The sequence below is a fragment of the Paenibacillus jepli genome (assembly GCF_047238105.1).
In the GTDB taxonomy this organism is placed as follows: domain Bacteria; phylum Bacillota; class Bacilli; order Paenibacillales; family Paenibacillaceae; genus Paenibacillus_D.
Genome location: NZ_JBDFMD010000001.1, coordinates 5,012,366 through 5,030,781, shown reverse-complemented (window position 1 = coordinate 5,030,781; position 18,416 = coordinate 5,012,366). Strand labels below are relative to the sequence as shown.

General features: G+C 56.8%; 13 protein-coding genes. 7 read left to right on the top strand and 6 right to left on the bottom strand.

The window, feature by feature from the left end; translation table 11 throughout:
- Positions 1-30 precede the first annotated feature (30 nt).
- Genes ABC336_RS21605 through msrB form a run of 3 tightly spaced genes read left to right on the top strand, consistent with a single transcriptional unit; the run spans position 31 to position 2,428 of the window.
- Positions 31-756, top strand: coding sequence for a cytochrome c biogenesis CcdA family protein (locus tag ABC336_RS21605; protein ID WP_413240596.1), 726 nt, complete (start codon positions 31-33; stop codon positions 754-756).
- A gap of 17 nt (positions 757-773) precedes the next feature.
- Positions 774-1,322, top strand: coding sequence for a redoxin family protein (locus ABC336_RS21600; RefSeq protein WP_413240595.1), 549 nt, complete (start codon positions 774-776; stop codon positions 1,320-1,322).
- Positions 1,323-1,339: 17 nt separating this feature from the next.
- Positions 1,340-2,428 (top strand): peptide-methionine (R)-S-oxide reductase MsrB, encoded by a 1,089-nt coding sequence (gene msrB, locus ABC336_RS21595; RefSeq protein WP_413240594.1) that lies wholly within the window; start codon positions 1,340-1,342, stop codon positions 2,426-2,428.
- Positions 2,429-2,509: 81 nt separating this feature from the next.
- Here the strand turns inward: msrB and ABC336_RS21590 are convergent, their stop codons facing one another.
- From ABC336_RS21590 to ABC336_RS21575, 4 genes are all read right to left on the bottom strand, one after another.
- The gene (locus ABC336_RS21590) at positions 2,510-3,481 is read right to left on the bottom strand and encodes a tRNA dihydrouridine synthase (protein ID WP_413240593.1); all 972 of its coding nucleotides are present in this window, start codon (positions 3,479-3,481) and stop codon (positions 2,510-2,512) included.
- Positions 3,482-3,590: 109 nt separating this feature from the next.
- Positions 3,591-8,357 carry a sugar-binding protein gene (locus tag ABC336_RS21585; RefSeq protein WP_413242574.1) on the bottom strand — a complete coding sequence of 1,589 codons (4,767 nt, stop codon included), beginning with the start codon at positions 8,355-8,357 and terminating at the stop codon, positions 3,591-3,593.
- A gap of 184 nt (positions 8,358-8,541) precedes the next feature.
- On the bottom strand, positions 8,542-10,179 hold the full coding sequence (locus tag ABC336_RS21580; RefSeq protein ID WP_413240592.1) for a response regulator: 1,638 nt from the start codon (positions 10,177-10,179) through the stop codon (positions 8,542-8,544).
- Positions 10,169-11,959, bottom strand: coding sequence for a cache domain-containing sensor histidine kinase (locus ABC336_RS21575; protein ID WP_413240591.1), 1,791 nt, complete (start codon positions 11,957-11,959; stop codon positions 10,169-10,171). Before ABC336_RS21575 ends, ABC336_RS21580 begins: the two co-directional genes overlap by 11 nt.
- Positions 11,960-12,023: 64 nt before the next feature.
- On the opposite strand from ABC336_RS21575, the gene ABC336_RS21570 reads away from it, so the two are divergent.
- The 4 genes from ABC336_RS21570 (at position 12,024) to ABC336_RS21555 (ending at position 17,011) form a co-directional block, all read left to right on the top strand.
- The gene (locus ABC336_RS21570; RefSeq protein ID WP_413240590.1) at positions 12,024-13,445 is read left to right on the top strand and encodes an ABC transporter substrate-binding protein; all 1,422 of its coding nucleotides are present in this window, start codon (positions 12,024-12,026) and stop codon (positions 13,443-13,445) included.
- 103 nt (positions 13,446-13,548) lie between these two features.
- The gene (locus ABC336_RS21565) at positions 13,549-15,069 is read left to right on the top strand and encodes an ABC transporter substrate-binding protein (RefSeq protein ID WP_413240589.1); all 1,521 of its coding nucleotides are present in this window, start codon (positions 13,549-13,551) and stop codon (positions 15,067-15,069) included.
- Between the two features lie 86 nt (positions 15,070-15,155).
- The gene (locus tag ABC336_RS21560) at positions 15,156-16,091 is read left to right on the top strand and encodes an ABC transporter permease (protein WP_413240588.1); all 936 of its coding nucleotides are present in this window, start codon (positions 15,156-15,158) and stop codon (positions 16,089-16,091) included.
- A 221-nt stretch (positions 16,092-16,312) separates the two neighbouring features.
- Complete coding sequence (locus tag ABC336_RS21555; RefSeq protein ID WP_413240587.1) at positions 16,313-17,011, top strand: carbohydrate ABC transporter permease; 699 nt, start codon at positions 16,313-16,315, stop codon at positions 17,009-17,011.
- A gap of 6 nt (positions 17,012-17,017) precedes the next feature.
- Here the strand turns inward: ABC336_RS21555 and ABC336_RS21550 are convergent, their stop codons facing one another.
- Together ABC336_RS21550 and ABC336_RS21545 are read right to left on the bottom strand one after the other, a co-directional pair.
- Positions 17,018-17,587, bottom strand: a complete 570-nt coding sequence (locus tag ABC336_RS21550) for an SF0329 family protein (RefSeq protein WP_413240586.1) — start codon at positions 17,585-17,587, stop codon at positions 17,018-17,020.
- 87 nt (positions 17,588-17,674) lie between these two features.
- Positions 17,675-18,397 carry a response regulator transcription factor gene (locus ABC336_RS21545; RefSeq protein ID WP_413240585.1) on the bottom strand — a complete coding sequence of 241 codons (723 nt, stop codon included), beginning with the start codon at positions 18,395-18,397 and terminating at the stop codon, positions 17,675-17,677.
- Positions 18,398-18,416: the final 19 nt, after the last annotated feature.

Genomic DNA, 18,416 nt, shown 5'->3' with positions numbered 1-18,416 from the left:
ACGAAACGTTTCATACCTTGCATTCAGGTGGTGGCTGCGTTGACGGGAGATGTTGTATTCCTTTTTGGTGTCTTCGGCGCAGGGGTGTTGTCATTTTTCTCCCCCTGTATTTTACCTCTGCTGCCGGTCTATGTGTCTTATTTATCAGGGAGCATCGCCAGCGGCGCGGATCAGGGTGCGGCCAAGTCGCCTTCCTATCGTTTCCGTTCGCCGTTTGTGCTGCGGACCCTGTTGTTTGTCCTCGGCCTCTCGGTCGTGTTTATCGTGCTCGGCTTTGGCTCCGGCGTACTCGGTCATATCATCGCAAGCTCCGCCTTTATCGCCGTCTGCGGGGCCATCGTCGTGTTGTTCGGGATCTATCAGACCGGATGGATCAAGTTATCCTGGCTGGAGCGGGAGCGCCGGCTGTCCAGCCCCCGTCTGAGGCCAGGCGGCTATATCGGAGCCTTCCTGCTCGGCCTGACGTTCAGCTTCGGATGGACCCCCTGCATCGGCCCTGTGCTGGCAGCCGTCCTCGGGATCGCAGCGGGCGAAGGCTCACCGGCCTATGGCGGGCTGCTCATGCTGCTCTACTCGCTGGGTCTGGCCATCCCGTTTTTGGTCCTGTCTTTGTTCTCGGACTACGTTATCCAGCGCGTGCGCCGATTGTACCGATTCATGGGCGTCATCAAGGCGGTATCCGGCTGCATGCTCATCGTCATGGGCATCCTGCTGATGACCGATCAGCTGAATACGATTGTCACATGGTTTCAATAATCAAGGGGGAATCCAACATGAAGCGTACGCGGAAGTGGATGCGCGATCTACTCATCATCGGCGGCTTGCTGTCTGTCCTGACCGCCTGCAGTGCCCAGCAAGAGGCCCCCGCATCGAATATGAGCGCGCCGGCTGCCATGAACAAGGGAGATGCTGCGCCTGCATTTGCGCTTGCAGATCTGAATGGCGACTCCGTGCAGCTGGCAGATTTCGAGGGGAAGAAGGTCTATGTGAAATATTGGGCTTCCTGGTGCTCCATCTGCCTCGCCGGTCTGGAGGAGTTGAACACCCTGGCTGGCGAAGACCGCGACTTTCAAGTGATTACCATCGTTGCTCCGAATTACAAGGGCGAGAAATCGTCGGCGGCGTTCGCCGAATGGTTCAACAGGCAGCCTTATGATAATCTGACCGTACTCTTGGATGAGAATGGTGTATGGGCGAAGCAATTCCAGGTCCGCGCGTATCCGAGTTCCTATTATATCGGCTCCGACGGCATTCTGGTCAAAGCACTGCCCGGTCATGCTTCCAGTGAGCAAATTATCGAGACGCTAGACGAAATTGCCTAAGGAAGGAGGAGCAAATCATGAAAGCTACGGTATCCGCTATATGTCTGCTTGCTATTGCCATCCTGCTGTCGGCCTGCGGCGGCATGAGTGAGAATCGTACGACCCAAGCCTCGCCTTCCCCCGTCAATGTGATGAACAGCTCCCCGCAGGAGCTGCGCGACCTGTACCTGGCAGGCGGCTGCTTTTGGGGTGTAGAGGCATATATGTCCCGGATCCAGGGGGTTCACAATGTAACCTCGGGCTATGCCAACGGCGAAGGCGAGGATCCAACCTATGAGGATGTGATTCGCGGAGACCGGGGGTTTGCGGAAACGGTCCATGTGAGCTATGATCCGCAGCAAGTGACGCTGCAGACGTTGCTGGATTATTTTTTTCGGGTGATCGATCCAACCAGCGTGAACCAGCAAGGCAATGACCGCGGCATCCAGTACCGCTCGGGCGTCTACTATACCTCGCCTGAGGAAGCGGCGGTCATCGAACAGGTCGTAGCCGAGGAGCAGACCCGATACGAGCAGACCATCGTCACCGAAGTGCTGCCCTTACAGAACTATTATCTCGCGGAGGAGTATCACCAGGACTACCTGGAGAAAAATCCGAATGGCTACTGCCATATCGATCTGAGTGTGCTTGATGATCAAGAGCTGATGATCGACGCCGCGCTCTATCCCCGTCCGACCGATGAACAGTTAAAGGAGCGCCTGACCGCTATTCAGTATGCGGTCGCCGTCAACGATGATACGGAGCGCGCATTCAGCAATGAATATTGGGATACGTATGAGCCGGGTCTGTATGTCGATATCGCGACGGGAGAGCCGTTGTTCACCAGTGCAGACAAGTACGACTCCGGCTGCGGCTGGCCCAGCTTCACGAAGCCGATCATACCGGAGGTCGTCACCTATCATGAGGACAACAGCTTCGGCATGGTGCGCACCGAGGTGCGCAGCCGGGCAGGCGATATCCATCTCGGCCATGTGTTCAATGACGGTCCCGAGGATCGCGGCGGCCAGCGGTACTGCATCAACAGTGCAGCCATCCTCTTCATCCCCCTGGACCGCATGGAGAAGGAAGGCTATGGTTATCTGGTGTCCGTGATAGACCCGCAGTAGCAGGGCTCTTCGCTAAAGCGAACGAAAAAAGGATGATTACAAGACCATTCCGGCCTGAAATCATCCTTTTTGGTGCCATTGTTACTCCACATTCAACGATCCTGTAAATTCATCCAGCAGCGCCCGCGCTTCATCGCTCGACTTGAGGTTCACCAAACGGTTTCTCAGATCGCCTGCCCCCGGGAATCCACGGACATAGATCTTGAAAAAGCGGGTAAGCGCGCTGAACGAACGCGGCACCTGCTCAGAATATCGCTCCTGGAGCTCCAGATGCAGCCGGAGCAGATCCAGCAATTCTACCGTGCTGTGCTCCTTCGGCTCCTTCTCGAAGGCAAAGGGATTCGTGAATATCCCGCGCCCGATCATGATGCCATCGACGCCATATTGCTCCGCAAGCTTCAGGCCGGTCTGGCGGTCCGGGATATCCCCGTTGATCGTCAGCAGCGTCTGGGGCGCCACCTCATCCCGCAGCTTCTTGATCTCCGGGATCAGCTCCCAGTGCGCGTCCACCTTGCTCATTTCTTTTCTTGTCCGCAGGTGAATCGACAGATTCACAATATCTTGACTCAGCACATGGGTCAGCCAGTCGCGCCATTCGTCCAATGCCTTGAACCCGAGCCTTGTCTTCACACTGACAGGCAGTCCCCCGGCCTTGGCGGCCTGGATGATCTCCGCCGCTCGTTCGGGACGGCAGATTAGTCCGCTGCCCTTTCCATTGTCGACGACATTGGGAACCGGGCAGCCCATATTAATATCGAGACCTCGGAAGCCTGCCTTGGCCATCCCGATGCTCATCTCGCGGAAGTGCTCCGGCTTGTCTCCCCAGATGTGCGCGACAATCGGCTGTTCATCTGCCGTAAACGTCAGACGGCCGCGCACGCTCTGGTTGCCCTCCGGGTGACAATAGCTCTCGGAGTTCGCAAACTCCGTAAAAAACACATCAGGTCTGCCGGCGCTGCTGACGACATGACGAAACACCACATCCGTCACATCTTCCATGGGCGCTAATATAAAGAAAGGACGCGGCAATTCACGCCAAAAGTTTTCTGTCATATCGCTAAGACTCCTCCATCGAAATCAGACCCCATTGTATCAAAGTATGGGCCAAATGAGAAGTCTTCTGTTGTTCACCTGTCCTTCCAGCAGGAAACGCAGAGGGAGGTCAACTGCTCCAATAGGTGAAGGACACTTGATTGACGTACGCATGCCAGTTGGCCGTGCCCGGAAACTGCACCTTCACGTAGCGGATGCCGGGGACCAGCGGGTCAGCCGATACATGCTGCTGCACGGCGAAGCCTTGCCCGGAGCTCAGCAGCGTCGTGCTCACCGGCAGCTCATCGTAGCTTATGCCGTCTGCCGAGACCAGGAAGACAAAAGGAGGTGTCCCCTGATAGCGTGCGGTGACGATCCGAAAGTCGGTGATATCTCCGGCCGGTGACTGATACGCAATAAATTCGGGCGTACTCGGATGATTGCTAGTATGCTTGAAGCGATCCGCATCGCCGCCGAACTTCGCCGGCTCATAACTGGCGATGGCAATCGTACTGGAATGCTGGTACAGCTTGCTCAGGTCGATGCCATCGTCGACGAACTCCAGCTCGCTGGGCTGCTCCGGCAGCACCCGGTACGACAAGTGCACGTGATTGATATATTCATGCCAGTTGGCTGCGCCCGGGAACTGAATGCGCAGATAACGTATGCCCTCATCCAGTTCGTCAGCCGGCACATTCTCATGCACCGCATAACCGAATCCGGAGCGGACAAGCGTCCGGCTAACTGCAATTTCCTCATAGGCCTGCCCGTCCGCCGATCCCAGGATCTTGAACGGAGCGGTCCCCTGGTACACTGCCGTTTCCACTGTGAAGTCGAAGATATCTCCGTCAGGAGAAGCATATTCTACGAATTCCGGTGTGGTTGGATTGTCGGTCGCATGCTTGAACCGGTTGGCATCTCCTCCAAATTTGTGCGGATCGTACGATGCGATGCGGATGCCCGGCGAGTAGCCATGCAGCAAGCTCAGGTCCGAAGCATCATCCTCCAGCTCATCCCAGGTCGTATCTCCCGCATACTTGAAGGACACGTCCAGCAGATAGGCATGCCAGTGCAGGGTGCCCGGGAACTCGATCTTCAAATACCGCGCGCCCGTGCCGAGCCGATGACTGGTCCGCTCCCTCACCGAATAGCTGTATTGCCCGCCGATCAGCCTGGAATCCGCATTGATCTGGGTGTAGTTGATACCGTCCGAAGATACATAGAAACGGAAGCCCGGCGTATTGTCGAACTGGCCTGTCAAGATGGAGAAGGAGAATATGTCCTCATGCGGCGATTTGTAGACGACATATTCCGGTGTGGCGGGATTGTCATTGCTGTGACCGATGCGATCGGCGTCGCCATCGAACTTCTCCGGATCCCAGCCGACAACCACGATGTTGGCCGAGTGCTCCTCCAGCTTGGACAGATTGCGGCCTTGATCCCTGAACACTCTCAGCCCCGGCGGCTCCACGACGACCACTTCCCGCTTGGGCAGATCAAAGTTATGCAGCAGTACGTTGCCGTACTCCGCTGTCGATGCATGCGGACTCGCAGCGCCGCTCCACGCCAACACGGACGTGCCGGTCGCATCTGTCCGCGTATAGGCAATCTCGAGCCCCAGCGCCAGATGACGGGTTGGCGTCATCTCCAGCTCATCCCATGGAATCGCCAGCTCGATGGAGTAGCCCTCTGCGTGCTCCGTTCTGCCGTAATGCACGACGCCCAGATCACCGTCCACTGTGCCGTTGCGGCGATCCAGCACGATGCGGCGCACCGGATCTGAAGCGTCTCCCCGCTCCAATGCATCCCCGCCCAGGAACAACTCGACCTGCTCCTCCTCTGTGCTGCCCAGCTCATCCGCCTGCACGTCCAGTCCGATGTATAGATGATCCTTGTCGCTCAGCACGCCGAAGGTCAGCGCGCCTGCAGGGTTACCCGTCATGACCTGATCCACTGTTTCACTGATCGACCAGGCCGCTTCGGCGAATACGCCGTCTATGACGATGGGCGTCTGCGCAGGCGGTGCAATCGTCGTCACCCGGCCATCGTTGAGGAACAGGGAGCCAAACGCCGAGGTATTGCTCCAGTTATCCAGATTCCCATGCCACATCAATTGCCCTTGACGGAAGCCGTTATTGGTGCCATCGTCGTCATTGTTGCCGATATCGAAGCCGATGACCGTGCCAGCCTGAGGCGGGTCGATACCGATGCCATCCCACGGAATGGCGAATTCTACCGTATAACCGTCAGCCTGATCCTGCTGGGCGAACTGGATGCCTGTGATGTTGCGGCCAACCGACAGTTCGGCATCCTGCCAACCGAGTGTAATCTGGTGGTCCTCGCTGCCGTATGTCCCGCTGCGGCCGTTGTTGCCGTCGATATAAATTTCCACGGAATCATCCTCGTAACCCCGAGTGGAATCGTTCACCTTATGGACATCGATGACCCGGATGCCCACATAGAGAAATTCTTCGTTCCACGCTGTGGAAAAAGCGACATCGTTATCAGAGCTCCCTGCCAGCAGCTTGGCGGCTCTGTGATTCAGATGCCAGTGCGGCTCCGACAGTTCACCGTCAATGGTCACATCCTCGGGCGCGACGAGATCAGCCTGGATCAACCCCGGTGCGATCGCGCTATCCTGCGGTACAGCTGCTGTAACTGTCAGCTCTTGCGAAGTCAGGTTGCCGGCTCGATCCTGGGCTGTCACGGCTATGACATTGACACCTTCCTCCACCGGTACGATCACCGCGAAGCTTAAGTCAGGCGCTACACGCTGCACGACTCCATTGACCCTGAGCGTCGCCTCTTCGCTCAGGCTGCCCCGCAGCACATAACTTGCTGCGGCTGCCGTATCCGTCACAGGTATCGTAATGACAGGCGCCACCGAATCATAGACGACCGTGATCTCGACCGTCTCGCTCTGCTCATTCAGTCCATTCACAGCCGCCACCTCAATGTGGTTGACACCTTCCCGCAACGTCAATTCGGTCTCGAACGGTGCATACGGCGTACCCGGTCCCGGCGATAGCACTGCCGCAACGCTGTCATCGGCCACGACAACGGAATCGTGGATATGGGTCACGGATACGGTTGCCGCATCGTTCGCGACGCCCGAAAGCGTGAACGCCTGTACATTGACATCGGCCGTGTCGCGATGATTCAGGCTGACGCCCAGATAAGCGGGGTCATGCCGCACGAACAAATGCATCTCGTCGCTGGCATTGGCGCTGGCATCCGTCGCCTCCGCGACAATCGTATTGCCGCCCGGCGACAGGCTCACCACGGTCTCGAACCGAAGGTCCTGCCCTACCGTGACAGGCTGGCCGTCGATCTGCAGCATACCGGGCTCATCCAGGCGACCGGATACGGTGAAGGCCGCCTGGCGTACGGCGTAATCCGCATCGAGCACAGAGGAACTGTCCTTCTGGTCAAACACAATGAGCGGCGGCGCCTCATCCGCAACGTCCGAGACGATGACCGTCACGCTGCGCGCGGGGAGCGCGATGTCTGCCACAGCGCCGTTCACAACATTGCGCGCCTTTGACAGCAGCATACCGTCGATCTCCTGCGACGTATCCGTCATCTGATATACCTTCGCCGCAGCGCCGGACAGCCCGGCGACATTGACCCGCCGCACCTCCTCCAGCGGGTTGACCAATAGCGCTACCGTCTTGTCGCCGTCGGCGAAAGCAACGGCATCCATCCACAGCTCATCCTCCGTCACCAGACCCGACAGGGGATCGGCGGAGACGCGTCTCATGCTGGAGCCGGCCGGCACCTCGCCGAACACCTTGCTCAGCATATGGAAGGCCTTTGACTTGTCTACGGTATAGCCATCGCCTTCGGTGATGACTTCGCCAACGTAACCGATGGTCCGTTGATGATCCCAGCCAAGCCACCAGAACCAGTAATTGTTCCGAATGTACGCCATGTCGCTGATCAGCCTGCGCGAGACATCGATCGCCATGTCTTGCTGGCTGATGCCGGTGAGGAGGGAGCTGTACTCCGTCTGCCAGCGGTCCTTGTCCGGGAAGCGGTCGACCGCATGTTTATAGCTCTCGATGGTCGCCTTGGAGCTGAACTCGCGCGAGACGTAGCTGTGCGAGGCGAACCCGCCGATCGCAGCCTCCAGCACGGGATCTGCCGCGACGGCATCGAAGTTCTCACCGAGCAGCTTTTCGTTCTCATGATAGGTGGCGCCCTCCGGCGCGACGATCCGCACGTCCTCCAGACCGGACTGATCCAGCTTCTGCCGCAGCAGCTTCGTGAACCGCTGGAACTGCTGACCGTTGTCACCGCCCCAGTAGCACCATTCGCTGACAATCTGGGAGAGCGGTTCGTTCTGGAAGCTGATCGCCCGGGGCGCGCTCGCGCCGTCCGCCACCAGCGCTTGGATCACGTCCGTCAGAAAATCGGCATACGTCTCCTCCTTGTCCGGCCGCAGCCGGACATGCTCCGAGCCCGTCCAGCCGTTCACCGTAGGATGCGTCTTCATACCGACAGGCGGCGACCATACCGAGATCATGTAATCGTACAGGTCGTGATCGTGCGCGGTCTCGATCAGATCGCGGATCTCCTGGATCCGGGCCGGCACGAGATTGCCGTCGCCGTCGCCTGCCGACGCCGGGATCATCACCCGGAACATCGTCACGCCGAGATCATCGTACAGCGCCTCCTGGGCACCTGTCTTGTCGACGAACTGACGTCCCCAATCCGAGCGGTTCCAAGCCGGGAACACGCCCCATCCCTTGATGGTCTGCTCATCCTGCTGCGAGATGACGACATCGAACACCTCATCCTCCATCGTGCTTGCCGCTTCGGCCGGAACCGTGATACAGGATGCCAGCATGGCCGCCACGATGATCACACGCGCGCATTTCCTGGTAACACTGAACATCACACCCATCCCTCCTCGTTCATCATCCGTTAATTGTATTCGCTTACAAATAGCGAAACGGTTGCATCTGCAACCCCTGGCAGGCAACTGTCGTTTGCGCTTGTCATTAAGTATAGAGCCATTGGCCGGATGAGCCGATCAAAATATCTACAGCAAGCTTTGAAATTCTATCGAAATATGCGGATCAGGCATCGTCTCTGAACATGGAGCGATATTTCTGCGGATGGATGCCCGTATATTTTTTGAACACCGTGCTAAAGTAGGTCGCATTCTCGTAGCCGATCATTTCGGCCACCTCCAGCACCTTGAGATCAGGTGACTTCAACAGCTCCTTCGCCGCCTCCATCCGTACCCTGGTGACGTATTCCGTCACCGTCATCCCCGTCTCCTGCCGGAAAATAAAGCTGATGTAGTTGGGAGAGAGGAACACCTCCTCCGAGAGGCGGCCTACCGTCATATTCTCCATGTAACGCTGCGCGATAATCGCTTGGATCTTCTTGATCGTCCCGCTGTTCTTCTGGTTATTCTTCTGCAGGAAGAACCGCGTCATCTCCCGGAACAGCTCCTGCATCCGCGCCGTCAGATCGGCGATGTGATGTTGGCGGTATAGACCGGCCATCGTCTCAGGCAGATCGGGCAACACCTTCTCCACGCTCTCCCCCAACTCATGAAAGGCGCGCGAGGCCATATTGATCAGCTCTACGCCGATACTCTGCACGTAACTGATCGGATGGCTGCGTTCCTGCCCAAGCCTGGCGAAGATCGCCGCAACCTGTACTGCTGTTTCTTCCGTATTGCCCAGCTTCATCGCTTGAATCAGCTTGCTCTGCTGTTCAAAAAGCTCCGCTAACGCGATCTGAATCGGCTTGTCGCCGAAATCACCGATCGGAAGAATCGCCCCGTTGCCCGTGTAGAAGCGGTAGCCGAGCGCCAGCTTCGCCTCTTGATAGGCCTGATGCGCGCCCACGATATGATCAACAGGATGGCCGATGCCAGCTGAGAGCGTCATTTTGAGGTAGGTAGACGTATTGTCGAGCATCTCCTGAAGTATATCTGCAGGCGGGATGACGTCTGAGTCCCCGCCTTCCGGCGTCCCGCAGAACAACACCACAAAATGGTTCTCGGAAGGACTGAACACGATGCCGCCGGGATGTCGCAACGCGATTTCTTCCAGGATGTTGCCGACGGAAAACATGATGAGCTGACGGTTCTCCTCGCTGTACCGTTCCACCGCCTGGCCGTAGTCGTCAATCTCCAGTACCGCAACAGTGACGGTCCCTTCGGCCAGCCGCTCCAGACCAAAAAAACGGAGCTTGCCGGCAAGCTCCGACTTGTCGCAGAACATCCCCGTTACGAGCCCCGCAAGGAAACGCTCGCGCAGCACGGGCAGTTGTTCCTGCAGCTGCTGGCGCAGCCGTCGCTCCTGCTCCTCGCGGGAGCGCTCGCTGCGGATCGATGCCGCCACCTCCGCCACGGTCCGCTCCAGTTCCTCCACCTTGATCGGTTTCAGGATGTAGCCGTCGGCCTTCAGGCTGAGGGCTGTCTTGGCGTAATGGAAATCCTGCACGCCGCTGATCAGGATGATCCTCGCCCGATGTCCCGAGCTGCGCAGTCGCTCAGCGGCCTGCAAGCCGTCGATCTCGGGCATCCGGATGTCGGTCAGTACAATATCCGGATTCAGATCGTCGCACAGTGTCAGCAGCTCGGGTCCGTCCGCCGCCGCGGCCACGACCTCGATGCCGAGCCTCTCCCACTCCACGACCTCTCGCAGTCCTTCCCGGACGTTATATTCATCGTCCGCAATAATCATGCTAAGCTTCATCCCGTTTCTCGCCTCCTGTCTTTCGCGCCGGGAAGGAGACGCTCACCATGACGCCCGCTCCTTCATGCTCGAGAAATCGAATGCCCCATGGCTCGCCGAAAACCTGGCGGATACGCTCGTTGACGTTGCTCAGCCCGAACGATTGCCCGTCCTCGGCAGCCAGCAAGCCATTGAGCCATTCGGCAGATGCGCCGATGCCGTCATCCACAATCTCAATCTCAACCCTTCCCTCCGCATGGCGGGCGCTGATCCGAACATGTCCGCCCCCGCGTTTCTTCTCGATGCCGTGGACGAGCGAGTTCTCGACAAGCGGCTGCAACGTCAGCTTGACCGCGTCATACCCGAGCACCTCGGGCTCCACCTCGATCGTGTAAGTCAGCTTCTCCTTGAACCGGATCTGCTGGATGGACAGGTAGCTTGCCACTTGCTTCAGCTCATCCTCGATCGGGATGATATCTTGCCCTTTGCTGAGACTGTATCGGAAAAAATCAGACAACGAGGTTACCATATGGCTAATGTCCGGCACCTTGTGCCGCAGCGCGATCCAGTTGATGGAATCCAGCGTGTTGTACAGGAAATGCGGATTGATCTGCGCCTGCAGCGCCTTCAGCTCCGCCTCCTTCTTGCGCACCTCGGACACGTAGAGCTCGTCGATCAGCCCTTTGATTTTGCGCATCATCACATTGTATTGACTGAACAAATAAGTGAATTCGTCCTTCCGCTGATACTGAATCTGGACGTCAAAATTGCCGCTCTGGGCATAGGTCATCATCTTGATGAACTTGCGAATGGGATTGGTAATATTGCCGGAGAGCCACAGCGCGAGCAGGAAAGCCGCGAGCATGCACGCCGCCAGCAAGATATACATGACCTGGCGGAGCTCGACAAGCTTGCCATTCAGATCGCTGACGGGCGAGACGGACAGCATCGTCCAGCCGAGGGAGTCGATGCGCCGCGAGGAGGCCAGCCACGCTTCGCCGTTCCAAGCCATATCCTGCGAAACGATCTCCGGGCCTGGCCATTGACCGGCGCTTATTACGTCTATAGGCCCCGGAAGCGTCCCGTCCCCTTCCCATCCTGCTGAAGAGGCGACCGTTGTACGGGAGTCGTCGAAGATCGCAATCGTACTGTTGACAGAGGGTTTCATCTCGGCAAGAATGATATTGAACTCGTCGATTTCCGCTTGCACGGTCAGCAGGCCAACATAGGGAATGGTCGCATTGCGCAGACCGAACAGCCGCTTGGCGAGCACGATGCTGTGTCCGTCGCTCACAGCGGAGCCGCTCCCCGGGCCAAAGGCCAGGATGGAGTAACGCTGTTTGGGCGGCAAGTCATAATACCAGTCCTCCCGTTCGATCGAGCTCATGGGGGATACATAGTTCGAGAAATTGTACTGGGCATACTCCGGTCGGTCCAGCATATACAGCCGGAGCGTGAACTCCCTGCTTTGCACGCCGGGCAGGTCGTAGCTCGCCATCATGTTGTTCAGGCTGGCCAATTCGTTCACGATGCCCACTTGGTCCGACGGCCGGTCGGCAGAGAGCAGCTCCGTCATTTCCGGATTAAGATAAATCGCATTGGCGGTCGCTTCCATTTCTTCGATTTTCTGAACCAGCGCCATTTCGGCAGTGGCCAGGTTCCGTTGCAGCGTGGTGTCAATATTTTCTTTGATCGTGCGGATCGACTCATTATAGATAATGACAGAGATAATCGAGGTAGGAAGGATCACCAGCGACAAGAAATAGATCAGCAATCGATACTTCAGACTCACGTTGCTCACGCTCTCCTCTCCCGTCCCCATCACATGCATAAACTTGCTCACATTATAAAGGAGTCCTGCCCTTATGCAAACCCTTTCTTATCAGACTATGCTGAAATGGCCGCTCACCGCGCTGCTCCTGCTCGGATTGTCGGGCTGCGCCGCAGCCCCCTCCGAGCCTGCAGAAAACGCCAACAACCAGCCGCACGAGGACGTCGTCACGTTGACGGTAGCTGTACAGGACTATACGGAATGGAAAGCGCTTGACGTCGCCATCGGCCAATACGAGCAGGATCATCCCGGCATCCGGATTGAGCTGACGCGCCTGCCGGGCGACCGGTACGACGAATTTCTCCATATGATGATGACCTCGGGGCAAGGGCCGGATCTGTTCCATGCCTCGACGGAGTGGATATCCACCTACCTGTACAAGAACTGGCTGCTAGACTTGTCCGAATGGGTCGAGCCGGATGTCCTGACAGACTATCCGGACTGGGCCGTAGACTATACTCGCGAGAACAGCCGTTTCTACGCGATTCCCTCGGAGGCAAGCACGCTGCGGCTGGTCTACAACAAGGAGCTGTTCCTGCGAGCCGGGCTGGATCCCGAGCAGCCGCCGGCTACGCTGGATGAGCTGGTCAACTACGCGGCTAACATCTCCCGGGCGGGACAAGGGTACCGCATCTACGGCTTTGCCCTGCCCGCAGGTGAGAACGGACCGCTGCAGCAAGCGCTGGAAGCAGGCAGCACCCGCAGCGGCCGCTATTACTACCGCTATCGGGACGGCAGCTACGACTTCACCGTCTATGTGCCCTGGTTCGAGCGGATGCTGGACATGAAGCAGCAAGGCGGCATGTTCCCCGGCGAAACCTCGCTGTCGATGAATACCGCGCTGACGCAATTCGCAGAAGGAAATATCGGCATGATGCACATGACCAACCGCGAATACGCCGCTTTGCTGTCGATGATGGAGAACCAGTCGCAGCTCGGCGTTGCGCTGCCGCCGGTCTATGGGAGCGAGCATGGGGATGCCGGAGCGCTCATGCTCACCTTGCAGGCGCCGCTTGCCGTGCATAATCATACGCTGCACAAGGAAGAGGCGGTCGGGCTATGGCAGGCGCTGCATGCCAGCATCTATCGGGAGCAGCTGCTTGAAGAAGGCTTCTCCATCCCCTTACAGCGTCAGGCCTCGCCGGAGCGCATCCGCTCTGACTATGCATTAAGCGAGTTCCAGCCCGGCCCGGGCGAATCGCCGTATCCGCAGGAGCCCAACTTTATTATGGAGAACCGGGCCGCGAGCGGTCTGATTCAGCCTGGCGGCGCGTCCCGAATCAAGGTGTACAAGGATGTCCTGCTAGGCGTCGAGCCCCCCCAGGAGGCGCTGTCAGCCTTGACGGAGCAGTACAACCGCTCGTTGGAGAACGCTGTCTACCGCGGCCTGATCAATAGGGAGCATTTCGTGTACCCCGACTTTGACCCACTTCATCCCATGGTCGAAACGAAGTAGAAATTTGAAACTTACCGTAGATTATTTTATTCAGCCTCCGGTCATCCAAGCCTATAATGTAAACGTGCAATACACTCAACTGCTAACGGGGGTATGAAGGGGAATGAAAAAAAACAAGCGCATATTCAATCTGCTCTCGCTCATCATGAGCGTGGCGATCGTTATCGCCGGTTGCTCCGGTGGCAGCAACCCGCCGCCTGCGGCCAACCAGTCGCCAACCGCAAGCTCGTCGCCGGAAGAACCGGCTGCCACTGCGGAAGCGCCGCAGCTTGAGCCGGTGGAGCTAAGCATCTATTATCCGGGTGATGAGCAAAAGGACGTCGCCTTGGTGGAAGCAGAGCTGAACAAGCTGCTGAAAGACAAGATTAACGCCACGGTGAAAATCCATGCGGTGAGCTGGGGCGATTGGACGCAGAAGATCAATCTGATGGTGTCCGGGGGCGAGCCGTTCGACCTGATGTTCTCCGCCAGCTGGGACCGTTTCGGCAGCAACGTGGCCAAAGGCGCGTTCTTGCCGTTGAATGATCTGATCGATCAACATGCAGTGGGACTCAAGGAAAGCATGCATGCCGATTATCTGAACGCGGCCTCTGTCGGCGACAGCATTTATGCCGTTCCGGTACAGAAGGAGCTCGCGCAGCAATTCGGCCTGGTCTTCAGCAAGGCGCTGATCGACAAGTACCAGTTTGATCTGGGCACGGTCAGCAAGTTGGAGGATATCGAGCCTTGGCTTCAGACGATCAAGGACAATGAACCGGATATCGTGCCGCTGTGGGCAAGCCGCACCTTGTCGGGACTGCTTCCGTTCGAATCGGTCGGCAGCAGCTCGATCCCTGGCTCCATCTACAGCGGTGGCGAGCCGACCGTCATCAACAAGTTCGAAGCCCCGGAAACGATCGGCATGCTGAACCTGCTGCGGAGTTGGTATCAGAAAGGCTTCTTCCAGGACGACCCGGCGACGCAGAAGGATGCTACCGCCCATAACAAAGCAGGGCGCGTGTTCGCCCAGCAGCTGCAGCTGAAGCCGGGCAAGGATGTGGAATTCAGCGTCCAGCAGGGTCATGAGTTCGTGCAGTTGGAGTTGACTGAGGCCTATACCACGAGCGGCGACATTACAGGGGCGCTGACGACGATTTCCCGCACATCCAAACATCCGGAGCGCGCCATGATGCTGCTCGATCTGCTGCATACCGACGCAGAAATTTTGAACACCCTTGTCTTCGGTGTGGAAGGCACGCATTACAAGCGCAGCGGCAACATCATCAGCCAGCCGGATGGCGGTGGGGAAAGCGGCTACAAGCCGGGGATCAACTGGATGTTCGGCAACCAATTCCTGAACTATCTATGGGACAACGAGGATCCGCAGAAGTGGGAGAAGTTCCGTCAATTCAACGAATCGGCGAAGCGCTCCGCGCTGCTCGGCTTCAGCTACAATCCGGAGCCGGTGACGAATGAGGAAGCAGCCATCATTAACATTTTTGACCAATATATTGACGCGTTGTTCACAGGCGTCGGCGATCCCGCCGTGCAGCTGGAAGAATTCAACGAGAAGATGCGCAAGGCCGGCATGAACAAGATTCTGGAAGAGAAACAGAAGCAGGTCAACGAATTCCTGAATCGCTAGAAGCTACGTACCAGAAGAGGGGGCCGGGTTCCATGCTGCTCATGGGTCCGGCCCTTCCTGCAACTTCAGAAGAAGGAGAGACCGTGATGTCCATCATGAAAGCCTTACCATTGCAACTCAAGCGCATCTTCAAATATCGTGCTCTGTTCCTCATGCTGCTGCCGGCTACCGCCGTTCTGATCTTCAACAATTATATCCCGATGGCCGGCGTCATCGTTGCATTCAAAACCTATACGTTCGACGGCGGCATCTTCGGCAGCCCCTGGGCAGGCTTGGCCAACTTCAACTATATGTTCCAGACCGAGGAAGCCTGGATTGCCACACGCAATACCGTGCTCTACAATGCCGTCTTCATCGTGCTGAACACGACGGTAGCCATTACGCTGGCCATCGGGCTCAACGAATTGCGCAGCACCCGCTTGGCGAAAATGTATCAAAGCAGCCTGCTTTTTCCCTATTTCCTCTCCTTCGTTGCCGTCAGCTATCTGGCCTATGCCTTCCTGGGCGGCGGCACCGGCTTCATCAACAAGTCGATTCTGGAGCCGCTGGGCATCTCGGCCATTTCATGGTATAGCGAGCCCGCGCATTGGGTGTATATTTTGCCGATCGTCAATTTGTGGAAAGGGGTCGGGTACACGATGGTGGTCTATCTGGCATCCATCGTGGCGATCGATCCCGAATATTACGAGGCCGCGCATATCGACGGCGCCTCCAAATGGCAGCAAATTAGTAAAATTACCATCCCTCTGATGCTGCCTGTCATTATTGTCATGATCATTTTACAGATCGGTCGCATCTTCAATGCCGACTTCGGTTTGTTTTATCAGGTGCCGCTAGACAGCGGGCCGCTATATCCGACGACCAACGTCATCGACACGTTTGTCTACCGCTCGTTCCTGCTGAACGGCAATGTGGGCATGTCCGCCGCCGCCGGCTTCTATCAGGCCATCGTGGGACTGATCATCGTCTACCTGACCAACTACACCGTGCGCAGGATCAGCAAGGAAAACGCATTATTCTAAACCTCATTCTTACTCTTGGGAGGAAGCTCCGATTATGGTGAATCGCATCTCGAGGACATCCAATGTCATCTTGAACATCCTGTTTCTGCTGCTGGCCATCGCCTGCCTGTTCCCGGCTGCTCGTCATCGCCGTTTCGCTAACCGATGAGCAGGCCATCATCCGCCACGGCTACCGCATTATCCCGCATCAATTCTCGCTGTACGCCTATGAATATTTGTTGATGGATATGGAAAAGATTGTTCGCGGCTATGCCGTCTCGATCATCGTTACGGTGATAGGGACCTTCGTCAGTCTGCTGTTTACGTCACTGTTCGCTTACCCGATTTCCAGAAAGGATATGCCCTTTCGCAATCATTTGTCGTTTTTTGTGTTTTTTACGATGCTGTTCAACGGCGGCCTTGTGCCCTGGTACCTGACGTACGCGGCAGCAGGACTGAAGAATACGCTGCTTGCGCTGATCATCCCGCTGCTGATCGCGCCGTTTAACATTATCATCATGCGGATCTTCTTCACGAACACCATACCGGACTCCCTCATCGAATCGGCCAAGATCGACGGAGCGGGCGAGCTGCGCATCTACGCGCGGATTATTCTGCCCCTCTCGCTGCCGGTGATGGCGACCATCGGCCTGTTCCAGACCCTGAATTATTGGAACGACTGGTACAACAGCATGGTGTTTATCAGCAATAACGATCTGGTCAGCCTTCAATACTTGATGTACAAGGTTATCAACCAGATTCAGTATTTGACCTCCGGCATGGTGGACGCGACCGTGGCGGGACAAGAATTGGCCAAAATACCGACGGAAACCGTACGGATGGCAATGGCGATTGTAGGCATTGGTCCGATCGTCTTCGTATACCCGTTCGTACAGAAATATTTCGTGAAAGGCCTCACTATCGGCGCCGTGAAGGGATGACCGTTCTCAAATCGTATTCACCCGTATCGCGTAAAAATACTGTACAATCGGATGCTTCACCTTCACCTTTTCGCTCATATTCAAGATGCGTTTTTTCCCGACGCGCCGGTCGATCAAAGCTAGTACATTCAACAGAATATCGTCGCTTTCCAGGCTCTCTTCAATCGAAGTAGCCAGGAACTTCGTAGCGACGACCATAAAATTGGATTTGCTCAAAGCGGACTGCGCAGCCATAAGCTCCTTGGCCAATACGCCTATCTTGCGGCCTCTCGCAATGACCTGCAGCCGATCCTCCGGTACGTTCCCCTGCGTCTCTTCTCTAAGCGCGTCCAGTTCTTCCTTGCTAATCGGAATTTGAATCGAGGCATCCTGCTTGATCTCTTGCTCCGACTGAAACCAGCGGATACGGTTCGCGGGTTCGCTCATCTGCAGGATGTTCTTCTTATTTACAGTTAGATAGCACTGCCCCGCTTTATCGGGGACATACCGGTAGCTGGTGGCCCGGTACTCTACCTTCCCCTGCAAGGACGGACTGAGAAAGCCCTCCAACTGCTGCTTTACTTTACTCCAGGACATGGGACCTCCTAAGTTGTCTATGATACATACCATCATACCTCAGGCCGCACAAAAAAAGGAGTCCTTCAGACCGCGGCCTGAAGGACTCTATCCGCCAAACTTGTATCCGTAGCGCCGGATCGTTACGATCCATCTGGGATGGGCCGGGTCGGTCTCCATCTTCTTGCGCAGATTGCTGATATGGACGAGCAGCGTCCGCGTATCGCCCAGGCTCTCCCTCTTCCACACCTGCTTATACAATTCGTCAAAGCTGTACATGTGATCCGGGTTCCTGGCCAGCAGGGCGAGAATGTCGTATTCCTTGGAAGAGAGGATGAGCGGATTGCCGTCCAACGTGACTGAGCAACTGCGGAAGTCAATCGTCAGGTTATCGAAGCTGAGGATATCAGGCGCCCCTTTGGCTTCATGCTGCTTGCTCCTTCTGAGATGAGCCTTGACCCTGGCGGTCAACTGCAGCGGACTGAACGGCTTGACCATATAATCGTCGCCGCCGATGCCAAGCGCCTCGATGATGTCGGCGTCCTCGTCCCTGCAGCTGATGAAGAGGATGGGCACGTCATAGTAGCTGCGCAGCCGCTCGCACAGCTCCAACCCGTTCATGCCGGGCATGACGATATCGAGCAGGATCAGATCCGGACGATGGGCTTCCAGCAGGCCGAACACCTCGAGCGGCTGATCCGTCGAGATGACCTTGAACCCTTCTTTGTTCAGGAATAAAGTAAGCAGATCGCTCATCTCTTGTTCATCGTCGACGATAAGGATCGTTTCCGCTGACATGTGATCACCGTTTGTTTTGTAGGATGATTTCATTATAGCCAATCTCTATTTG

Excerpts from the sequence above, each read along its gene's own strand:
- ABC336_RS21545 (WP_413240585.1), bottom strand. The coding sequence starts at position 18,397 with ATGAAATCATCCTACAAAACAAACGGTGATCACATGTCAGCGGAAACG.
- ABC336_RS21565 (WP_413240589.1), top strand. The coding sequence starts at position 13,549 with ATGAAAAAAAACAAGCGCATATTCAATCTGCTCTCGCTCATCATGAGC.
- ABC336_RS21585 (WP_413242574.1), bottom strand. The coding sequence starts at position 8,357 with ATGTTCAGTGTTACCAGGAAATGCGCGCGTGTGATCATCGTGGCGGCC.
- ABC336_RS21580 (WP_413240592.1), bottom strand. The coding sequence starts at position 10,179 with ATGAAGCTTAGCATGATTATTGCGGACGATGAATATAACGTCCGGGAA.
- ABC336_RS21560 (WP_413240588.1), top strand. The coding sequence starts at position 15,156 with ATGTCCATCATGAAAGCCTTACCATTGCAACTCAAGCGCATCTTCAAA.
- ABC336_RS21590 (WP_413240593.1), bottom strand. The coding sequence starts at position 3,481 with ATGACAGAAAACTTTTGGCGTGAATTGCCGCGTCCTTTCTTTATATTA.
- ABC336_RS21570 (WP_413240590.1), top strand. The coding sequence starts at position 12,024 with ATGCAAACCCTTTCTTATCAGACTATGCTGAAATGGCCGCTCACCGCG.
- ABC336_RS21550 (WP_413240586.1), bottom strand. The coding sequence starts at position 17,587 with ATGTCCTGGAGTAAAGTAAAGCAGCAGTTGGAGGGCTTTCTCAGTCCG.
- ABC336_RS21600 (WP_413240595.1), top strand. The coding sequence starts at position 774 with ATGAAGCGTACGCGGAAGTGGATGCGCGATCTACTCATCATCGGCGGC.
- msrB (WP_413240594.1), top strand. The coding sequence starts at position 1,340 with ATGAAAGCTACGGTATCCGCTATATGTCTGCTTGCTATTGCCATCCTG.
- ABC336_RS21555 (WP_413240587.1), top strand. The coding sequence starts at position 16,313 with ATGGATATGGAAAAGATTGTTCGCGGCTATGCCGTCTCGATCATCGTT.